Here is a 20,674-nt window from a genome sequence, read left to right as displayed (position 1 = left end):
GCTGCGAAGAGAACGGCTATCGTCTGATTTTCCTTCGTGGGAGATATCTTATATCATTAAACACAAATATGAACCGAAATTAAAGGAGGATATTTACAAATGGAATTTTTAGCAGCAGCAATAGCGGTTGGATTGGGTGCACTTGGCGCAGGTCTTGGTAACGGTATGATCGTTAGTAGAACAGTTGAGTCCATCGCTCGTCAACCAGAAGCGAAAAATGCTTTGCAAACAACAATGTTTATTGGTGTAGGTATCGTCGAAGTTATTCCGTTGGCAGCAACAGTTATCGCATTCCTGATTATGTTTACTTAATAAACCGTAGTTACGGTTTGGCGGGGACGGCCGATGCCATCCGCGCCTTACTTTTGTATACGTCCGCATGACGCGGTAACGGAAGGGAGTGACCTCAGTGGATATTGTTTGGACAAACATAGTATTTTCAATTGTCGCCTTTGGGATTTTATATTTCTTGCTTAGCAAGTATGCGTTCAGCAAACTTTTTGCAGTTATGGAGAAGCGCCGTGAGCTGGTAATGCAGCAAATGGACGAAGCTGCGAAGACTAGAGAACAAGCGGTCGCGTATGTGGAAGAGCAGAAGCAAGCGCTGAACAGTGCACGCCAGGAAGCTCAACAGATTATTCAACAATCGCAAATCACGAGCAATCTACAGGTAGAACAAACTTTGGCACAAGCCAAAGCAGATGCAGCACGTGTCAAAGAAGAGGCTGTGCGCGATATCGAGAACGAAAAGAACAAAGCAGTGGAAGAGTTGCGCAGCGAAATTGGAACGGCATCTGTTCGTATTGCTTCCAAACTTCTTAAGAAAGAAGTTAGTGCTAGCGGCGAGCAGGAGCAACTTGTGAACCAATACCTCAAAGAGGTAGGAGGCCAATCATGAGCCGCGATACGGTAGTTGCCAAGCGCTACGCTAGAGCATTGTACAGTGCAGCGGTAGAGAAAGGGATTACCCTTGAAGTAGAAGAAGAGCTCAAGGCAGTGGTTGGATTATTACATTCCGACCAAGAGATAAAGCGGTTTATTCTTGCACCGCGCATCTCGGAGTCCGACAAGCTGAAAGTGCTGCGCACAGCGCTTCAAGATAAGCTCTCTCCCATCGTGATGAACATTGTAGAATTGTTAGTAGAGCGAGGCAGAACCGATATTTTTGCCGATCTGCTGGATACGTATATCAAGATTGAAGGAGACGCTCTTGGCATTGGTGATGCTAAGGTATACTCTGTTTATTCTTTAAGTGAAGAAGAAAAAGCAGCTGTAGCTGCAGAATTCGGCCAACTCGTAAACCGTAAAATCCGGATTACGAATGTGGTGGACCCAAGCCTGTTGGGAGGACTGAAAGTTTATATCGGCGATAAGCTGTATGACGGCAGTCTGTCTAACAAATTGGAGCGTCTCGAGAAATCCTTTAATGATAAGCATAGAAGATAGGGGTGAGGATATTGGGCATCAGACCTGAAGAGATCAGCACTTTGATCAAAAGTCAAATTGAGGAATATAAAGCCGATATCGAAGTTGCCGAAGTCGGCACCGTCATTCAAGTCGGCGACGGTATCGCCCGTGTCTACGGTCTGGAAAACGCAATGGCAGGCGAATTGCTAGAGTTCTCCAACGGAGTAGTGGGCATGGCGCTCAATCTGGAAGAAAGCAACGTCGGTGTTGTTATTCTGGGTGAGTACAAGGAAATTCGTGAAGGCGATCAAGTAAAACGTACAGGACAAATTATGCAAGTTCCTGTTGGTGAAGCTCTGCTCGGCCGTGTAGTTAACGCACTTGGTATGCCGCTTGACGGCAAAGGCCCAATTGCTACAACTGAATTCCGTCCTGTAGAAAATAATGCACCAGGTGTTATCGATCGTAAATCGGTACATGAACCGATGCAAACAGGTCTTAAAGCCATTGATGCGATGGTACCAATCGGTCGTGGACAACGCGAACTTATCATTGGTGACCGTCAAACAGGTAAGACTGCAATCGCAATTGACGCGATTATCAACCAAAAAGGCAACGGCATGAAATGTATTTATGTTGCCATTGGTCAAAAGCAATCCACAGTAGCACAGGTTGTAGAAACTCTTCGCCGTCATGGCGCTTTGGAATATACAATCGTTGTAACTGCATCGGCTTCCGAGCCGTCCCCATTGTTGTATATTGCTCCATACGCAGGCTGCGCAATGGGCGAATACTTCATGTACAAGGGCGAGCACGTACTGATCATTTACGATGACCTTTCGAAACAAGCTTCGGCTTATCGCGAATTGTCCTTGCTGCTTCGTCGTCCACCGGGTCGTGAAGCATTCCCAGGTGACGTATTCTACTTGCACTCCCGTCTTTTGGAGCGTGCAGCTAAGCTTAGTGATGAGCTTGGTGGTGGTTCATTAACCGCACTTCCATTTATCGAAACACAGGCATCTGACGTATCAGCTTACATTCCTACGAACGTAATCTCGATTACAGATGGTCAAATCTTCCTTGAATCCGATCTGTTCTACTCTGGTCAACGTCCGGCGATCAACGTCGGTATCTCCGTTTCCCGTGTAGGGGGCTCCGCTCAAATCAAAGCGATGAAGAAGGTAGCCGGCTCGCTCCGTTTGGATCTTGCCCAATATCGCGAACTTCAAGCCTTCTCACAGTTCGGCTCAGATCTTGATAAATCTACACTTGCCCGTCTGAATCGCGGGGCACGTATGATGGAAGTTCTGAAACAAGGTGTGAATCAGCCGTTGTCTGTTGAGCATCAAGTGCTTAGCTTGTACACAGCTGTAAAAGGATATTTGGATGATATTCCAGTTAAAGACGTAAAACGTTTTGAAAAGGAATTCCTTGCTTACATGGATAGCAGTGCTGCTGATGTAGCTCAATCCATCAGGGATACAAAAGATTTGACAGCTGATAACGAAGCCGCTCTAAAAGCAGCGATTGATACCTTTAAAAGAGGTTTCGCTACTAGCTAATATAGATAGACTTTAACGGATTTTACTAAGTGAGCTTTGGCTCTGCCGAAGCTCAGGCTGTGCTTATGAAGTAGCTTTGACTCCGTCAAAGCTAAGATGATGCTTACGAAGTTAGCTTTGACTCCGTCAAAGCTAAGATGATGCTTACGAAGTTAGCTTTGACTCCGTCAAAGCTTTAAGGTGGTGAAATCATGGCAAGAAGCATGCGTGATATTAAACGTCAAATTAAGAGTGTTCAAAACACAAGACAGATCACAAAAGCGATGGAAATGGTAGCCGCATCCAAGCTGAGAAAAGCTCAGGAGAAGGCAATTGCCGCCCGTCCTTATGCTGAGAAGCTAAAAGAGGTTGTATCGAGCATTGCTGCTGGCACAGAAGGTGTTCAACACCCTATGCTGGTTAGCCGCCCTGTGAAGAAGACTGGTTATCTAATCGTTACCTCTGATAGAGGGCTTGCAGGTGGTTACAACGCTAATATTTTGCGTAAGGTGACGATGCTCATCGCGGAGAAGCATAAGTCCAAAGATGAGTACGCATTGTTTGTTATTGGTCGTAAGGGCCGTGACTTTCTACGTCGCCGTGAATATCCGATTGTACAGGAAGTTACTGAGCTATCGGATGCGCCGAAGTTTGCTGACATCAAGTCTATCGCGAATTCGGCAGTACAGCAGTTTGTAGATGGTACGTATGATGAGTTGTATGTTTGTTACAATCAATTCGTCAATGCTATCACCCAGATCCCAACCGTTGAGCGACTGTTGCCTATGGATGGAGTAGGGAATCAAGAGCATCATGAAGCTTCTGCAAACTACGAATATGAACCTTCACCGGAAGGCGTACTAGAAGTATTGCTTCCAAAGTACGCTGAAACTTTGATTTATAGCGCAATTCTGGATGGCAAGGCCAGTGAGCTGGGTGCGAAAATGACAGCTATGGGCAGTGCAACGAAGAACGCGTCGAAAATGATCGGAGAACTTACCCTTACGTACAACCGTGCCCGTCAGGCGGCAATTACGCAGGAAATTACCGAGATCGTGGCCGGAGCGAACGCGCAGTCTTAAAATACAAGAAAAGTTAAACAGAGTGCTTAACTTGTCTTGTATTTTACGAGAAACAGTGTCGCTTGCTTAGGGTACATAGTTCCTTAAGAACGGCACTGTAAGTTCTTCTTACAATATAAGAAAGTATAGGTTTTACACTATACAAAATGCTTATATTTCTACGAGAAACGGTTGTCATCTTTATATGACGACAACGTCGTTTCTTCTTGATGTAACAGCTTTCGAGGAGGGAAAAGAAGATGAACAAAGGACGCGTTGTAAGCATTATGGGTCCGGTTGTCGATATTGAATTTGAACGCGGCCAGTTGCCCGAGATTTTCAACGCTATCAAAATTGAAACCGTCTTGGACAATGGTCGTCAGCTTAACCTAACACTTGAGGTTTCCAATCACTTGGGAGACAATCTGGTACGTTGTATCGCGATGTCTTCTACTGATGGTCTGGTTCGTGGACTGGATGCGATCGATCAAGGAGGTCCAATCTCGGTTCCTGTAGGGGAAGCGACATTAGGCCGTGTATTTAACGTACTTGGTAATCCAATTGATAACGCTGGTGAAGTTCTTGCTGAGAAAAAGAACCCGATTCACCGTCTCGCACCAACATTTGATGAATTGTCAACACAAGCGGAAATCCTGGAAACAGGTATTAAAGTTATCGACTTGCTCGCACCTTATGCTAAGGGTGGTAAAGTCGGCCTCTTCGGCGGTGCCGGCGTAGGTAAAACAGTAACAATCCAAGAATTGATTAATAACATTGCCCAAGAGCACGGTGGTATTTCCGTATTCGCAGGTGTCGGTGAACGTACTCGTGAAGGTAATGACCTTTATCACGAAATGACGGATTCCGGCGTTATTAAGAAGACAGCAATGGTCTTCGGACAAATGAACGAGCCTCCAGGTGCACGTCTTCGTGTAGCTTTGACCGGTTTGACCATGGCGGAATATTTCCGTGATGTGGAAGGCCGCGATACGCTGCTCTTTATCGATAATATATTCCGCTTTACCCAAGCGGGTTCCGAAGTATCCGCTCTTCTCGGCCGTATGCCATCCGCGGTTGGTTATCAGCCGACTTTGGCTACTGAAATGGGCCAGCTGCAAGAGCGTATCACATCGACTAAAAAAGGTTCCGTTACATCGATTCAAGCAATCTACGTACCGGCGGATGACTACACTGACCCTGCTCCGGCTACAGCGTTTGCTCACTTGGATGCAACAACTAACCTTGAGCGTAAAATTTCCGAGAAGGGGATTTTCCCAGCGGTTGATCCACTGGCTTCCAGCTCGCGTTTGCTAGCTCCAGAAATTGTTGGTGAAGAACATTACAACGTAGCACAAGGTGTTAAACAATTGTTGCAACGTTATACCGAGCTTCAAGACATCATTGCCATCTTGGGTATGGATGAATTGAGTGAGGATGATAAGGTTATCGTAGCTCGTGCTCGTAAAGTTGAACGCTTCCTGTCGCAGCCGTTCCACGTGGCTGAACAGTTCACTGGCTTTAAGGGTAAATATGTACCAATCAAAGAAACTGTACGCAGCTTTAAGGAAATCCTGGATGGTAAGCATGATGATCTTCCAGAAGCAGCTTTCCTATTTGTAGGTACGATTGAAGAAGCAGTAGAAAAAGCGAAATCGATGTAACCTGAGCTTAGCTAATGCTTTCGATGCAAGCTTTACTTCGTAAAGCTTAGTGCATGCTTTCGAAGCGAGCTTTACTATGTAAAGCTTTAAGGAGGAATGGAAGTGAATACCTTTTTGTTGGAAATTGTCACGCCGGAGCATCTCGTTTACTCCAAGCAAGTGAATAGCTTGATTGTAAGAGGGGTCGAAGGCGAGTTGGGTATTTTGCCGGGACACATTCCGCTTGTGACTCCACTTCAGGTTGCTCCGTTATCCGTCAAATCGGACGGTGTTACGATCTCCATCGCCGTTCATGGCGGATTCGTTGAAGTGCATAAGGACAAAGTAACTGTGCTGGCTGAAAGTGCCGAGCTGCCAACAGATATCGATGTTGAGCGCGCCGAAGCGGCTAGAGAACGGGCTCAGCGCCGTCTCCAGACTCGGAGCAAACAAGATGATATCGATCACCGCCGTGCGGAATTGGCGCTGCAACGCGCTGTTACACGGATTAAAGTGTCCACTGGAAAAGGACAACAGTAGGAAAAAAGCAGTCAAGCCTTATGGGTTTGACTGCTTTTTTATTATAGTAATCTATTGAAAAAGGTTAAAATTTCTTCATTATTTTGGATAATGGCGCTGAATTGTTTAAAAATTTGTAAAAGTACTGGATTCTTTTGCCCTTCACAAGTATGATATAAGAGTCGATTTCCGAGTAATACGAACACGGAGGGTTAGCATGGAGGATATATTGTCGGGTGGGTTGTCTAGTGCAGTTGGAACCAGCAGTATGGTCTCAATGATTGTATCTTTGCTCAGTGTTGTATTATCTTGGTGGGCATTGCAGAACCTTAAGCTCGATTTGGTCATAAGATATCCCAAGAGTCCTCAGGGAAGGCTGCTGCACTTGCTGTTGGCCATTGTACTTGGTCGTTTTGTAGCGGGGTTCTTCCTGGATTACCTGAGCTGGAGTGGGATGATCCGATATATGTTTTAAGGGGATGTAGTTTGGTTATAAGTGTCTTAGGTCGCAGTGGTCAAAAGGTGTCGAATAATAAGGTTTTATTATGTCAACACTGAACTTTAAGGAACATGCCCGAGTAAATGGGCGTATTGATGGAGTAGAGAACTTTTTTGCAATTACTTTAATCTAAAAAAATAATTTAAGAAATAATGGACGCGGAGGGAAACCGAAAATGAGCAAATTTATCGTCCGCGGTGGCAACAGATTGACCGGGAGCGTGAAAGTTAGCGGCGCAAAAAATTCCGTATTACCGATCATAGCCGCCTCTCTATTGGCAGAAGAAGGAGTAAGCGTCATTGTAGACGCACCTCCGCTTGATGATGTGATGACGATATCAAAAATGTTGGAATCTCTGGGTGCAGGGGTTACATATCAGAACGATATTATCCAGGTGGATGCTACAAACATCACTTCCTGTGAAGCACCTTATGAATGGGTTCGAAAAATGCGGGCGTCTTTTTTAGTCATGGGCCCACTGTTATCTAGACTTGGTCAGACAAGAATTTCCCTGCCAGGCGGCTGTGCCATTGGTACACGACCGATTGATCAGCATTTGAAAGGGTTTGAAGCACTGGGTGCGGAGATTAGTCTCGGCCAGGGCTACATTGAAGCGAAAAGCAACGGACGCCTGCGCGGTGCCAAAGTGTATTTGGATGTAGCAAGCGTAGGTGCGACCGAAAATATAATGATGGCAGCTACACTAGCTGAAGGCGTGACCGTTATCGAGAATGCGGCTAAGGAGCCTGAGATTGTAGACCTAGCTAATTACTTGAATGGTATGGGCGCTATCGTGCGTGGTGCGGGCACAGGCGTTATTCGTATTGAAGGGGTAGAACGTCTGCATGGGGTCAAACATCATGTAATCCCTGACCGTATCGAAGCAGGTACGTACATGGCGGCTGCAGCAATTACCGGTGGCGATGTATATGTGGAAGGCGCAATTGCAGATCACTTAGGTCCTGTTATTGCTAAGATGGAAGAAATGGGTGTAACCATTATTCCCGACGAGAACGGTATTCGTGTAATCAGTGACAAGCCTCTCAAAGCTGTTGATTTGAAGACTTTGCCGTATCCAGGTTTTCCTACGGATATGCAGTCGCAAATGATGGCATTATTGCTGCGTTCTGAAGGTACCAGTGTCGTTACAGAAACCGTATTTGAGAACCGGTTTATGCATGTGGATGAATTCCACAATATGAACGCTGAGATTAAGATCGAAGGTCGCTCGGCGATCGTTACAGGTAATGCACAATTGGTCGGAGCTAAGGTTTGTGCTACGGATCTGCGTGCGGGAGCTGCGCTTATTTTGGCAGGTCTGGTTGCTGAAGGCACTACTGAAGTAAGCGGAACTCATCATATTGACCGCGGGTATGTTCATTTGGCTGAGAAGTTGTCCGGACTGGGTGCGGAAATTTGGCGCATTTCCATGGAGGATACTTCAGCGCAAACCGTGAAGGATGAAGTTCTTAAACCGGAAGTATCCAAGAGTGAATCGACTAAAACCGAAGAGGTTAAACCACGCTTTCAGGTTCAACCAACTTGGGTATAATATCACTCATTAGGAGAGACCAGGCTGCAGATTGCAGCTTGGTCTTTTTTTATGGAATCCTCATCTGATGGGGATTTTTTTGTGCGCAATTTAATAGCCTGCGGTCTAGTAATAGATTGAGGACAGGAACTCTCTTTCTCTCAAATTGTGTTCTAGCAGTTGCTGTAATTTCATATCTATAAGAATCACCAGTGATTCACGGAAGGAGCCATAGAGATGAAAGATTTCCGCTACTTGCGAAGAAACAAGACAACGCGCTGGCATTCGCGTCCCCTTGCTCCCCGGCGCAGGCGACTCATTCCCGTCGCCTGGCTCGCAGCGCCTTTCCTGGCGGCGCTGCTGATTCCGCTGGCGGTTGTCCCGCTACACCGGGGACAACCGGCGCCTGTGGCCGTGCCGGCGGTCACGGCCCCTCCGGCGGCGCCGGAGACGGCTGCGCAGGAAGCGCCGCAGCCGAACGTCTCTGTCTATTTGTCGTACAGCGGACAAATAGAGACATTGCCGCTGGAGGACTACGTCCGCGGCGTGCTTGCGGCCGAGATGCCGGCCGACTTTGAGCTTGAAGCGCTCAAAGCGCAGGCCGTAGCGGCCCGCACCTTTATCATGCGCCGCCTGGTGGCTGGCGACAGAAGCGGCGTACCCGTTCCGGAGGCGGATGTAACCGATACGGTAAGCCATCAGGCTTACATATCTAAGGACACGCTGGAACGGCAATGGAAGCTCGGCGGAAGAAGCGCCGACCTCGCAAAGCTGCAGCGCGCGGTCCTTGAGACGCGCGGAGTGATTATGACTTATAAAGGGCAGCCGATAACGGCCTCCTTTTTCGCCTCCAGTGGAGGATATACTGAGAACTCAGAAGAGTATTGGAATGCAGCGATTCCCTATCTGCGCAGTGTGACGAGTCCTTGGGAGAAAGAGATTACCCCAAACTATGCGGTGACTAACACTTTTACTGTTTCTGAAATACTTACTAGATTGGGTCTGAACGATAAAGTCATTCCAGCCTCCAAAGAAACTACCAATTCAGGAACTACAACGAAGATTTCATCATCTTCGAGATTACCTATGGAAGTGTTGTCTCTTACCACTGGACATCGGATTAAAGAGATCTCTATTGGAGGCTCTATATTTACTGGACGTGAAGTGAGGGAGAAGCTAGGCCTACGATCCAGCCAATTCAGTTGGAGCCGTAAGGGGAATAAGATCTTGATCACGACCTTCGGAAATGGGCATGGGGTAGGGATGAGTCAGTGGGGGGCAAATGGGATGGCCAAAGAGGGTGGAACAGCTACCCAAATTCTCAAACACTATTATAGTGGTATCTCATTTACACAAATCTCAACTCTTCTGAAAAAATAACTTGAAAGATACGTATAAAAGAGAAAAGCCCGGTAACACTGGTTACTGAGGTGATAACCATATGAATGAACAAGACAAAAACAAAACAAACCAAGATGAATCTCTCAAAAAAACTCAGGGAGATTTACCTGGTGCAAAACCTTCTTCATGGAACAGACTGGTATCTAAACGTTGGGTATTCCCAGCAGTCTACACGGCGGCAGCGGCAATTATACTAACCTTGGTGTGGGTCTATCAGGATGCCGGCCAAAAGCCGCTCAACCAGGACACTGCCGCCACTTCGCAGCAAGTAGGAACTTCCGCTAATGAAGCTGGTACAACAACCGGAGGTCCAGATGCACTTGAAGTTGTTGCTTCAACGGAAAGTATGACTTGGCCAGTAGCTAATCCAGGTGAAGTAGAAGTAGTTAAGCCGTATTATGATGAGAATGGTACAGAGGACAATCACGTTGCCGCTATGGTGCAATATAACGACAAATTTATTCCTAATGTCGGAATCGATATTGCCCGTGAAGACAACAATACGTTCGATGTCAAAGCAGCGCTCAGCGGTGAAGTGACCAGAGTGGAAGATGTTGCGGTATTAGGTAAAGTGATTGAAATTACCCATCAAGGTAATTTGAAGACTGTATACCAAAGTCTTGGTGAAACAAAAGTTAAACAAGGCGATGTAGTGAAGCAGGGAGATACTCTTGCCACAGCTGGTCGCAGTGAGATCGAAAAGAACCTTGGAAATCATGTACACTTTGAAGTGTACGAAGATGGCAAAGTAGTCAATCCATCGGATTTACTGCCACAGCGATAAAAATTTCTATAGCAGGGGGCGAAAGCCCCCTATTTTTTTGTGTATATAGGGATTTTTAAGGTTATGTTTGTGATGAGCCTTTTGTTTACGCGGGAAACGGTTGTTGACCTAAAGGGACAGCGACGGCTTTTCATCATGCTAATAACACGGGTTATTAGGTTGTCCATTAAATAAAATGAGCCCTCCATAGCTTGTCATGTCTTGAAAGCGCGAATATATAAGCCCGCCCCTCATATAATGTACCAAACTATCCACAGTTGGGAGGCGGGAGCGTGCACGATTACATCAAGGAACGTACGATCAAAATCGGACGCTGCATCGTGGAAACCAGGCATACGGTCCGGACCATAGCCAAGGAATTTGGCGTTTCAAAGAGCACGGTGCATAAAGATTTAACTGAGCGTCTGCCAGAGATCAACCCTGATCTGGCCGATCAGGTGAAGCACATTCTCGAATATCACAAGTCCATCCGACATCTTCGGGGGGGAGAAGCCACAAAAATCAAATATAAAAAATCGACGGGGAAAAAACGTGAGGTTGCTGTAGCATCAAAGCCATGAGATTTTCGGAAATTTAAGGAAATATTCAGCTTTAATACATTGTGTACTTCCCCTAAAGTATGGTATTTTTAAATTTAGTACTAACTGCTGTTTTTTCAATTAAAATAACACTTTGGGGGCTCTTTCATTATGTTTAGCAAGGATATCGGAATCGACCTCGGCACGGCCAATGTGCTCATACATGTTAAGGGAAGGGGAGTCGTTCTGGATGAACCTTCCGTGGTCACACTTGAAAGTGATACGAAGAGAGTCCTTGCGGTGGGAGAACAGGCACGTCGCATGGTTGGACGTACACCTGGAAATATTATAACAATCCGTCCTCTCCGGGATGGTGTCATTGCAGATTTTGAAATCACAGAAATGATGCTTAAGTATTTTATCGACCGCGTTGGCGGCCGGTCCTGGTACGCACGGCCCCGTATTCTGATTTGCGCCCCTACAAATATTACATCTGTGGAACAGAAGTCCATACGGGAAGCGGCGGAGCGGAGCGGGGCTAAGGAAGTTTTTATGGAGGAAGAGCCAAAAGCCGCTGCAATCGGAGCGGGAATGGATATTTATCAGCCTAGTGGGAACATGGTCGTCGATATCGGTGGCGGAACGACGGATGTAGCCGTACTTTCTATGGGCGACGTCGTTACCGCTTCTTCGATTAAAGTCGCAGGAGACAAGTTCGATGAGGCCATTTTAAGATATATTAAACAAAAGTATAAGCTGTTAATCGGCGAACGTACGGCAGAGGATATTAAGGTTACAATTGGCACCGTGCGTCCAGGCCTGATGCAGGCTGAAATGGATATTCGTGGTCGTGATATGGTAAGTGGACTCCCTCAGACGCTCACTATTACTTCAGGCGAGGTAAAAGAAGCACTATGGGATCCGGTTTCTTCTATTGTGGCAGCTGCTAAGTCCGTTCTGGAACGTACACCGCCTGAGCTATCAGCAGATATTATTGACCGGGGTGTTGTTCTAACTGGCGGTGGCGCTTTACTTAATGGATTGGACGAGCTCCTCTCGGAAGAATTACATGTTCCGGTGTGGATAGCGGAAGACCCGATGCATTGTGTAGTTAAGGGAACAGGAATAATGCTGGATAATTTGGACAAGGTCGTTAAGAAAAAGTTCTAAGCAGCCGATATAAAAGGTAGCAAAAGATTCGGAAGGGGACTACCTTCATGATAAGAGGATTATATACAGCCGCTGCAGGTATGGTTACACAGCAGCGTAGACATGATACGGCAACACAGAACATCGCTAACTTGAATACAACGGGGTACAAGCAGGTTGACAGTGTCAATCATGCTTTTCCGGATGTATTGATCTCTGCTATGAGTAATGGCAATACCAAGCCAGTGGGGCGTCTTAACACTGGGGTTTTTGCAGAACAGTCGATATCCCAATATTTACAGGGTGATTTAAGGGAGAGCGGCAAGACCATGGATTTTGCTTTATCTACGGATTTGCAAGTAGCTGATCCTGTGACAGGTCAAAATATCTCCTTTGATGGTTCGGGCAAATATGTAAGCCCTGAGGGTGAGGTTGTTTATCGTCCACAGGCCTTCTTTACTGTACAGGATGCTGAAGGGAATAATCTGTATACGCGAAATGGGAGCTTCTCAATAAACGCGGCTACAGGAGAGGTACTGAGCAGTGGTGGCTTCAAGGTTCTTGATTCCACAGGCAAGCCCCTTGTCTTGACAGGAAATCAGGACACCCTTAAAGTGGACGGGCAGGGTAATTTGCTTAATCCAGTAACAGGACTTCCGACAGGGACCAAGCTTGGTGTGAGTGTAGTAACAAAGCCACAGGAGCTTGTACGTGACGGTAATGGTGTATTTCACGCTGATGATGTAGAGGCGGCAGATATCCGTTTCTCTAACGGAACAGATAACATGCAAGTACGCCAAGGTTACTTGGAAAGCTCCAATGTAGATCCTACTCAGGTTACTGTGGATTTGAATGCCGCCTATCGGGCTTATGAAGCGAACCAGAAGATTGTTCAATATTATGATGGCAGCTTGCAGAAGGCTGTAAGTGAAGTTGGCAGGGTTTAGGCAGTGCTTAGGAAATGAGCTTTACAGGTAGAGCTTATAGGAGGTTTGATCTATGAACAACTCAACGATTAGTGCAGCAGTCTCCATGTCGAGCCTTCAGCAGCGGCTTGATATTATAGCGGATAATCTAGCCAACATGGATACCAATGGTTATAAGAGCAAGCAGGGCTCTTTTGAGGACGTGCTGACTCGTGTACAACAGCAATCGGATGATTATGACCAACCGGGCCGTTCTACACCCCTAGGCTTTAATATGGGTTTTGGGACTTATGTGCCTTCGATCTCAACGAATTGGGAAGAGGGTCCCCTTAAAGAAACAGGGAGTCCGACCGACTTAGCCATTCAGGGCAACGGGCTTTTTGGTGTTCAGGTCAATGGTACTACGGCGTACACACGTCAGGGTGATTTTCACTTTATTCCTGACACGACTGATGCCAAAAAGATGGTATTGGTTGATAACACAGGAAACTCCGTTTTAAATACAGAGGGCAAACCTCTAACGGTTCCTGTAGGTGTGAATGCTGCTATCGATGAATCCGGTCGTGTGTTAACGAAAAAGACGGAGAATGGACCTGTTCAGGTAGCGGGTACTATAATGATAGTAGAACCTAAGACACAGAATGCCTTAAAGGCTGTCGACGGGAATTTCTATATGCTTGCAGATGGAGTTACAGCACAGCAGGCTTTTGTACAAAGAGCGGCAGGCGAGGCATCTGGAATTGGAGTGCGCTCAGGATGGCTGGAGCAGTCGAATGTCGATATGACCTCAGAAATGACAGAAATGATGCAGATTCAACGCACGTATCAACTCGTAGCTCGGGCACTTTCGTCCAGTGATCAGATGTTTGGTCTAGCCAATAACATGCGCGCGTAGAGGTGAAGGAATGGATCGACAGGAAAAAGTTAAATCGGAAGAGAAGAAAGAACCCTCTCCACGAGGGATCTCCAAATGGACCATGATACAATGGGTTCTTATTCCCTTGCTTCTCGTAGCTGCACTTGGAGGCGGCCTGGCCGTCGGTTACGTTGTCCTGGGTAAGAAAGAGTTAAGCGATGCTCTGCAGTGGAGCACGTGGAGACATGTATATGATTTGGTTTTTGCTCCATAAATGAAGATGATTTAACCACTCCCTTGTTATACAAGGGAGTTTTCTTTTTTATGCTGAAAAATGTATAATGGTGGGGGGCCTCGGGCAGCAAAAAGGGCCCTCTCCGCCATGCTGCCGCATCCGGTGGAGAAAGCCCCTTATCTCAACCTCCACTTCTGCAGTTGGTGAAGGATAAATATAGTTTTTACCGAACCTGCCTAATTTTATGCATTTCGGCAAAGAATAAAAGAAAATGTGCAACATCCGAAAGGAGTTTTGTCATAATGCTGGATATCAACCAAATTCAAGAAATCATCCCCCATCGGCCTCCATTTCTGCTGGTGGACAAAATTATCGAGATTGAAATGGGCAAAAAAGCTGTAGGAATCAAAAATGTAACGATCAATGAACCGTTCTTTGTAGGTCACTTTCCGGGCTATCCGGTAATGCCGGGTGTACTGATTACAGAAGCCCTTGCACAAGTGGGTGCGGTTGCTATCCTGGGAGTAGAGGCTAATCGCGGCCGAATCGGTTTTTTAGCTGGGCTGGACGGATTCCGTTTCCGTGGTCAAGTGGTACCAGGCGATACACTTACTCTTGAAGTAGAGATCACCCGTCTTAAGGGCAGCATCGGAAAAGGACAAGCTACTGCTTCCGTTGAAGGTAAGGTTGTAGCCTCTGGAGAAATTATGTTTGCTCTGAGCTAAATATTTTATTTTTTTATAAATATATCTAAAGGAGAGATTCATATGACTCAATTAAGTGCAAAAGCGGCAGACACATTATCCCGCTGGTTGCAGGACCCTTCTGTTGACGAGGCTACAAAGGCAGAGCTTCGCGCTCTGGAGAATGAGCCACAGGAGCTTGAAGAGCGTTTTTACAGAGACTTAGAGTTTGGTACAGGCGGCTTGCGTGGGGTTATTGGTGCGGGCAGCAATCGTATCAATCGTTATACTGTTGGCAGAGCTACACAAGGCTTCGCTAATTATATTCTAGAAAAGCATACTGGAGAAGGCAGACCTTCGGTTGTTATCGCGCATGACTCTCGCCGCTTCTCGCCTGAATTCACACTTGAGGCTGCTCTCGTACTGGCTGCTAATGGTATCGAGGCGCATTTGTTTACTTCCCTTCGTTCAACACCACAGCTGTCATTCAGTGTGCGTTATTTGAAAGCAACGGGTGGTATTGTAATCACCGCGAGCCATAACCCTCCTGAATACAATGGTTATAAGGTCTATAATTCGGAAGGCGGACAGCTTGTACCACACGAAGCCGAAAAGGTCATTTCTTACATATTAGAGGTTGACACTTTTGATGGTGTGAAGCGGATTTCGCAAGAAGAAGCTGAAGCTCAAGGACTGTTGCACTGGCTAGGAGAGAAGGATGACGAAGCGTTTACCGATACTGTTGCTGCGGTCAGTCTTGCAAGTGAAGAGATTGCCTCTACGCTTGGAAAAGACTTCAAAATCGTATACACTCCGCTGCATGGTACAGGTAATTTGCCAGTCCGCCGTGTACTTGAGAAAATCGGCTTCACCCAGGTGCATGTTGTACCTGAGCAAGAGCAGCCGGATTCTGAATTCTCTACAGTGAAATCTCCGAACCCGGAGGAACGTGAAGCTTTTACGCTGGCTATGAAGCTGGGCGAAGAGTTGGATGCTGACCTTTTGATTGGTACAGATCCTGATGCAGACCGTATGGGTGCGGTAGTTCGCGACAATGAAGGTAAATTTGTTGTTCTGTCCGGCAATCAATCCGGAGCACTGATGATTCATTACTATTTGAGTCGTTTGCAGGAACAAGGAAAGCTGCCTCGCAATGGTGCGGTTGTAAAGACTATCGTTACTAGCGAAATGGGGGCTGCTGTAGCTTCTCATTATGGTGCAACTGTATTTAATACGCTGACTGGCTTCAAATATATTGGAGAAAAGATGACGCAGTTCGAACAATCCGGAGAATACACATATCTTTTCGGATATGAAGAAAGCTATGGTTATCTTGCAGGCAATTATGCTCGTGATAAGGATGCTGTTCTTGCTGCTATGCTTATCGCTGAAGCAGGTGCTTATTATAAAGCTCAAGGCAAAACATTATATGATGTTCTTCAGGAATTGTACGAGCAGTTCGGATACTTCTTGGAAAGCTTGGAGTCCCGTACGCTGAAAGGCAAAGATGGCGTTGCGCAAATTCAAGGAATCATGAATGATTGGCGTTCTAATGCACCACAAGAAATTGCTGGATCTGCCGTAACAGAAATTCAGGATTATTCTCTGGGCTTAAATGGACTGCCGAAGGAAAATGTACTGAAGTATTTGCTGGCTGACGGATCTTGGTTCTGCCTGCGCCCTTCCGGCACAGAGCCTAAGATTAAGGTTTATTTTGCAGTAGTGGGTGACTCCCTGCAGAATGCTAAGGATAAGGTTGCTGCACTGTCGAAACAGGTTATGGCTCGCGTTGACGGGGGACAATAATAAATATAGAGTGCCTTCTATATTGTGAATTATATTTTATGTAGAAACGGGTACCGTCTCTAAAAGGATGACGATCCGTTTCTACTTTTGTTAAAAGAGTTTTTAAAGCGAAAGAGGAGGTACTTTTGGTGCGGCAAAAATGGCAACGTTGGAATATTACTTCCCGAAAGTGGCTGTGGATCATAGTTGTGGTTGGCGTTATAGCAGCCTTGCCTGTGGTCTATGATCGACTGCAGACGGAGAAGTCTTCCAAGACAGTAGAATTTGTATTTGATTATCGTGATCTGGTTGATGTAGCCAGCTATCGTGCAAATCCACAAGATTATATTTCCGAGCAGTTAGATCGCCTTAAAGACGCGGGTGTTCAGAGTATGGCGATTTACGAAAGCACATTGGAAGATTATCGTAAGGCGCGTCGTCTGATGATATGGGGTGCGGCTGATATAGCTAATCTTACGGACACGATCATTCCTGAAAATGAGAACTATACCTATATTCTTTTTACCAGTGCTGATTACAGCGATACTTTAGCGCCTGTAATTAAAGAAGCATTTAGTAATCTTGGGATTAATTCAAGAGACTGGAGTTTCCGCGGACAGCAGGGTCTTATCATTGAGACCCCGCTAGAAGATGCTACATTGAAGCCGCTCCAGCCCGATCCATTTACATTGGAGATGCTGCACAACAAGGGATTCAGTATTGTACCTCGTCTTGTGGATTCTCTGACTTATAATGAAGCCACGGTAAAGAAGCTGTTGGATCGTTATGAGGAATTGGGTGTTAAACGGATTCTATTTGAAGGTGAGTCTGTTAAAGGGTTTAATGATGATGCCGATACTGGCAGTATCACTGACTTTGCTAATCTCCTTAAGGAACGTGGAATGGGGATTGCAGCAATTGAGAATATTAAGAAACAGCAAAAGGGCTTTAACAGGCTCGCTTATTTGCTGGATTATAATGTGACGCGTTTATATTCCCTTAGTGAGGGTGATTCTGCTTTAGATCCAAAAGTGATTTCGGACCGTTTCGCTCTGGCAACAAAGGATCGGAATATCCGCATGATCTACTTAAACACGATTCCTGCAAGAAATACTGCTAAGGCACAGGTAACAGATACATTAGATAATCTTATTACCAGCCTAAGCGAACCAGGCGGAGCTGTTGAGCAGATTGAAGATAATGGATTTAAGTTGGGACAAGCTACGGCATTTGAGGTTGTAGATTCCTCTTATCAACGTTACTTTAAGTTAGTTGCGGTGGTTGGAGCAGTGTCTTTAGTGGCTCTGCTGGTCTCTTACTTCATTCCACAGCTCACGCTTGCTGCCTGGGTGTTAGGTCTGATTGGAAGTGCAGGCCTGATGCTAGTGAAGCCTGAAATGTTTGAACAAGCGCTCGCGCTTGCCGCTGCGATAAGTGCACCAACGCTTGCCGTTGTGCTTGCCATTCGTAAGGTTAATGAAATGGGGCCACCTCTACGGAGCAATCCCCTTACCTATAAGGCTATGAGCCCGCAACGCCGGTTTACACATAGCTTAGTGCTTTATTTTAAGACTTCACTGATCTCTTTGAGCGCTGTGCCGTTTATGATAGCACTGCTTAATAATGTTACTTATAGCCTGGTTCTCAACCAGTTCCGTGGTGTCAGTCTGCTTCATATGGCGCCTATCGGTCTTGTGGCACTTTACGTACTTTTGTATCGCGGGGATTTTGTCTTTAACAAGACAGGTAAGCTGCTGCGGACACCAATCACATTTGCGATGATTATCATTGCCTTTGTTTTGGCGGTTGTTGGCTATTATTACATGACCCGTACAGGTAACGGTGGCAGTGTGAGTCCGCTGGAAATGGTTTTACGTACCTTCTTGGAAAATACGGTTGGCGTTCGACCGCGTAATAAAGAGTTTTTGCTAGCGCATCCGTTATTAATTCTTGGTGCATTCTTGGCCTTTAGATACCGGAATGCAGCGTTTATCATGATTATTGCTGTAATCGGTCAGCTCTCCATGGTGGATACCTTTGCACATATTCACTCGCCAGTTCTGATCTCGCTCATTCGTGGCTTGCTCGGTCTTGGATTAGGACTGATCATTGGTGTGATTGCCGTAATCGTATGGCAAATTGCAGAAGGGTGTTGGAAACGATGGTCGCCACTCCTAAAAAGATAGTTATTTCCGGTTATTACGGTTTCCATAACAGCGGGGATGAGGCGGTACTGCAATCTATATTGATTGCACTGCAACAACATTCTCAAGCTGCAGGTATAGAGATCGAACCCATTGTCTTGTCCATCGATCCTGAGTGGACTAGCGCCACATATGGAGTGAAATCTGTGCACCGGATGAAGCTGGTTGAAGTCCGTCAAGCTATTTATGAGAGTTCTGGTCTGATCAGCGGTGGAGGTAGCTTGCTGCAAGATGTAACAGGAAGCAAGAGTATTCCTTACTATTTAGGTATTATCAAGCTTGCGCAGTGGATGGGTAAACCGACCTTTATTTATGCTCAAGGAATCGGACCTGTGAATCGTAAGCTTTTCCACCCATTAATCAAATCAGTGTTTCGCAAATGTACCTATATCTCTGTGCGGGATGAACAATCCCGCGAGCTTTTACTTTCTATGGGATTAGAACAGAAGAACATAGAGGTTGTTCCTGACCCGGTGATGGGCTTATCTTTACCTGATGATACTGATGCTGCTGAATTACCAGAGTCTTCAGATTCACTTCCGGTAGTAGGTATTTCGGTACGTTATTGGGAACAAGATCGCAAGGAGCTGGACGCTCTTGCTCAAGGCTTGATTAAGGCGAATCTTGAGAAACCATTGCATTTAAGATTCCTTCCGTTTCATCTTCCATCGGATATTGAAGCCTCACGTTATGTGATGGAGAAGCTGGAAGAAAATATAAGCCAGCATGGGGGGCAGGTCAGTATTTGTGAAGATGCCAGTCATCCGCAACACATGCTGCGGGAAGTAGGGCAATGTGAAGTGCTGATCGGAATGCGTCTTCATAGCCTGATTTATGCCGCAGGGCGGCGAGTTCCGCTGATTGGTATCTCTTATGATCCGAAAATTGATCATTTTCTAGACAGAGTTCGGTGTCAGCCTGTGGGCACGACCCAATCATTAGATGCTGGACAAGTTGCTGCTGAGATAGGCCATCTTTTGGAAACAACAGAGGGATGGAGAAATGAGCGGGAGACGATCCTCTCCTCGTTGATTCAAGAAGCAGGGGCTCCAGCACGGCAAATCGTAGAATATTTCCACCATAAAGGATGATCTAAAGTGAAAGCAGAAAGCGCGGTACCTACAGTTCCTATTTTTGGGATTAGAGTCTCCAAGGTGGATATGGCAGCAACTGTTGCTTATTTGACAGAGGCGGTTCATACCCGTATCCCGCATCAAGTGATTACAGCTAATCCGATTATGGTTATGGCTGCTTTGGAAGATCCAGCTTATATGGAGATAATGAAGTCAGCTGAATTGGTTGTCCCAGATGGAACCGGTGTGGTATGGGCTGCTAATTATTGTAAGGAGCCTGTAACCGAACGGGTAGCTGGGTTTGACCTGTTACATGAATTGATGCAACAGGGTGAAAGATATGGATGGAAGGTATATCTCCTTGGTTCTACACCTGAGGTGATTCAGGAAACCGCTGAAAGGTTACAATTGCAATATCCGCGTGTTATTATTGCAGGATATCATGACGGTTATTTTGGTCCGGAATCGGACGATGAAATTATTGCTGGAATTGTTAAAACCAATCCTGACTTATTATTTGTGGCCAGAGGCGCGGATAGTCAGGAACCATGGATTGCAAAACACAAATCCAAGTTAGGTGTTCCGATCATGATGGGGGTCGGCGGCAGCTTTGATGTAATTTCTGGCAAGAGCAAGAGAGCGCCAAAAGTTTTCCAAAAAATGAGAATTGAATGGTTGTACCGTTTATTAAAAGAGCCTACGCGGTACAAAAGAATGCTTGCGTTGCCGAAATTCGCATTAAAAGTGGTGCGTGAGAAAGATAAAGTAACAAAAGTCTAGTCAAATGCCGATATTCACCTAGAAAATCAGATGAATAGCCTAAAAAAGGGATTGGAATTTGTTTTTGTAACAGCGTATAATT

21 protein-coding genes are annotated in these 20,674 nt (G+C 46.0%); all 21 read left to right on the top strand.

Annotated features, from left to right (window positions below; all coding sequences use genetic code 11):
* The first annotated feature begins 99 nt into the window (after positions 1-99).
* The 21 genes from atpE to MHH86_RS29230 all read left to right on the top strand — a co-directional run bounded on the left by atpE (position 100) and on the right by MHH86_RS29230 (position 20,592).
* Positions 100-312 (top strand): F0F1 ATP synthase subunit C, encoded by a 213-nt coding sequence (atpE, locus tag MHH86_RS29330; protein WP_036681574.1) that lies wholly within the window; start codon positions 100-102, stop codon positions 310-312.
* Positions 313-409: 97 nt separating this feature from the next.
* Positions 410-898, top strand: a complete 489-nt coding sequence (atpF, locus tag MHH86_RS29325; protein ID WP_036681571.1) for a F0F1 ATP synthase subunit B — start codon at positions 410-412, stop codon at positions 896-898.
* A complete protein-coding gene (locus MHH86_RS29320; protein ID WP_036681568.1) occupies positions 895-1,446 on the top strand; it encodes a F0F1 ATP synthase subunit delta in 552 nt (183 codons plus the stop codon). Before atpF ends, MHH86_RS29320 begins: the two co-directional genes overlap by 4 nt.
* Before the next feature lie 11 nt (positions 1,447-1,457).
* Positions 1,458-2,969, top strand: a complete 1,512-nt coding sequence (atpA, locus tag MHH86_RS29315; protein ID WP_036681566.1) for a F0F1 ATP synthase subunit alpha — start codon at positions 1,458-1,460, stop codon at positions 2,967-2,969.
* A 191-nt stretch (positions 2,970-3,160) separates the two neighbouring features.
* Complete coding sequence (atpG, locus tag MHH86_RS29310; protein WP_036681564.1) at positions 3,161-4,030, top strand: ATP synthase F1 subunit gamma; 870 nt, start codon at positions 3,161-3,163, stop codon at positions 4,028-4,030.
* 239 nt (positions 4,031-4,269) lie between these two features.
* Positions 4,270-5,670 carry a F0F1 ATP synthase subunit beta gene (gene atpD, locus MHH86_RS29305; RefSeq protein ID WP_036681562.1) on the top strand — a complete coding sequence of 467 codons (1,401 nt, stop codon included), beginning with the start codon at positions 4,270-4,272 and terminating at the stop codon, positions 5,668-5,670.
* Positions 5,671-5,772: 102 nt separating this feature from the next.
* On the top strand, positions 5,773-6,189 hold the full coding sequence (locus tag MHH86_RS29300; RefSeq protein WP_036681559.1) for a F0F1 ATP synthase subunit epsilon: 417 nt from the start codon (positions 5,773-5,775) through the stop codon (positions 6,187-6,189).
* Between the two features lie 196 nt (positions 6,190-6,385).
* Complete coding sequence (locus MHH86_RS29295) at positions 6,386-6,643, top strand: DUF1146 family protein (RefSeq protein ID WP_036681556.1); 258 nt, start codon at positions 6,386-6,388, stop codon at positions 6,641-6,643.
* A gap of 199 nt (positions 6,644-6,842) precedes the next feature.
* Positions 6,843-8,219, top strand: coding sequence for a UDP-N-acetylglucosamine 1-carboxyvinyltransferase (murA, locus tag MHH86_RS29290; RefSeq protein ID WP_036681554.1), 1,377 nt, complete (start codon positions 6,843-6,845; stop codon positions 8,217-8,219).
* 216 nt (positions 8,220-8,435) lie between these two features.
* Positions 8,436-9,578 carry a stage II sporulation protein D gene (gene spoIID / locus MHH86_RS29285; protein WP_076316160.1) on the top strand — a complete coding sequence of 381 codons (1,143 nt, stop codon included), beginning with the start codon at positions 8,436-8,438 and terminating at the stop codon, positions 9,576-9,578.
* 61 nt (positions 9,579-9,639) lie between these two features.
* The gene (locus MHH86_RS29280; protein WP_036681550.1) at positions 9,640-10,383 is read left to right on the top strand and encodes a M23 family metallopeptidase; all 744 of its coding nucleotides are present in this window, start codon (positions 9,640-9,642) and stop codon (positions 10,381-10,383) included.
* A 272-nt stretch (positions 10,384-10,655) separates the two neighbouring features.
* The gene (gene spoIIID / locus MHH86_RS29275) at positions 10,656-10,943 is read left to right on the top strand and encodes a sporulation transcriptional regulator SpoIIID (protein ID WP_036681548.1); all 288 of its coding nucleotides are present in this window, start codon (positions 10,656-10,658) and stop codon (positions 10,941-10,943) included.
* Between the two features lie 129 nt (positions 10,944-11,072).
* Positions 11,073-12,071, top strand: coding sequence for a rod shape-determining protein (locus MHH86_RS29270; RefSeq protein ID WP_036681546.1), 999 nt, complete (start codon positions 11,073-11,075; stop codon positions 12,069-12,071).
* Between the two features lie 47 nt (positions 12,072-12,118).
* On the top strand, positions 12,119-12,997 hold the full coding sequence (locus tag MHH86_RS29265; protein WP_038573634.1) for a flagellar hook-basal body protein: 879 nt from the start codon (positions 12,119-12,121) through the stop codon (positions 12,995-12,997).
* A 52-nt stretch (positions 12,998-13,049) separates the two neighbouring features.
* Positions 13,050-13,871, top strand: coding sequence for a flagellar hook-basal body protein (locus MHH86_RS29260; protein WP_076099680.1), 822 nt, complete (start codon positions 13,050-13,052; stop codon positions 13,869-13,871).
* A gap of 10 nt (positions 13,872-13,881) precedes the next feature.
* The gene (locus tag MHH86_RS29255; protein ID WP_036681538.1) at positions 13,882-14,106 is read left to right on the top strand and encodes a DNA-directed RNA polymerase subunit beta; all 225 of its coding nucleotides are present in this window, start codon (positions 13,882-13,884) and stop codon (positions 14,104-14,106) included.
* Positions 14,107-14,369: 263 nt separating this feature from the next.
* Complete coding sequence (fabZ, locus tag MHH86_RS29250; protein ID WP_036681536.1) at positions 14,370-14,792, top strand: 3-hydroxyacyl-ACP dehydratase FabZ; 423 nt, start codon at positions 14,370-14,372, stop codon at positions 14,790-14,792.
* Positions 14,793-14,834: 42 nt separating this feature from the next.
* Positions 14,835-16,556, top strand: a complete 1,722-nt coding sequence (locus MHH86_RS29245) for a phospho-sugar mutase (protein ID WP_076316161.1) — start codon at positions 14,835-14,837, stop codon at positions 16,554-16,556.
* A gap of 128 nt (positions 16,557-16,684) precedes the next feature.
* On the top strand, positions 16,685-18,721 hold the full coding sequence (locus MHH86_RS29240; protein WP_036681532.1) for a DUF5693 family protein: 2,037 nt from the start codon (positions 16,685-16,687) through the stop codon (positions 18,719-18,721).
* Entirely contained in the window at positions 18,697-19,830 is a 1,134-nt protein-coding gene (csaB, locus tag MHH86_RS29235) for a polysaccharide pyruvyl transferase CsaB (RefSeq protein WP_036681529.1), read from the top strand. The genes MHH86_RS29240 and csaB overlap by 25 nt, the downstream gene beginning before the upstream one ends.
* 6 nt (positions 19,831-19,836) lie before the next feature.
* Positions 19,837-20,592, top strand: a complete 756-nt coding sequence (locus MHH86_RS29230) for a WecB/TagA/CpsF family glycosyltransferase (RefSeq protein WP_036681526.1) — start codon at positions 19,837-19,839, stop codon at positions 20,590-20,592.
* Positions 20,593-20,674 lie beyond the last annotated feature (82 nt).

The organism is Paenibacillus sp. FSL F4-0097, assembly GCF_038593125.1.
GTDB lineage: Bacteria > Bacillota > Bacilli > Paenibacillales > Paenibacillaceae > Paenibacillus_AQ > Paenibacillus_AQ odorifer.
Note: the sequence above shows the minus strand (reverse complement) of the source record. Positions and strands in the feature narration are given on the sequence as shown.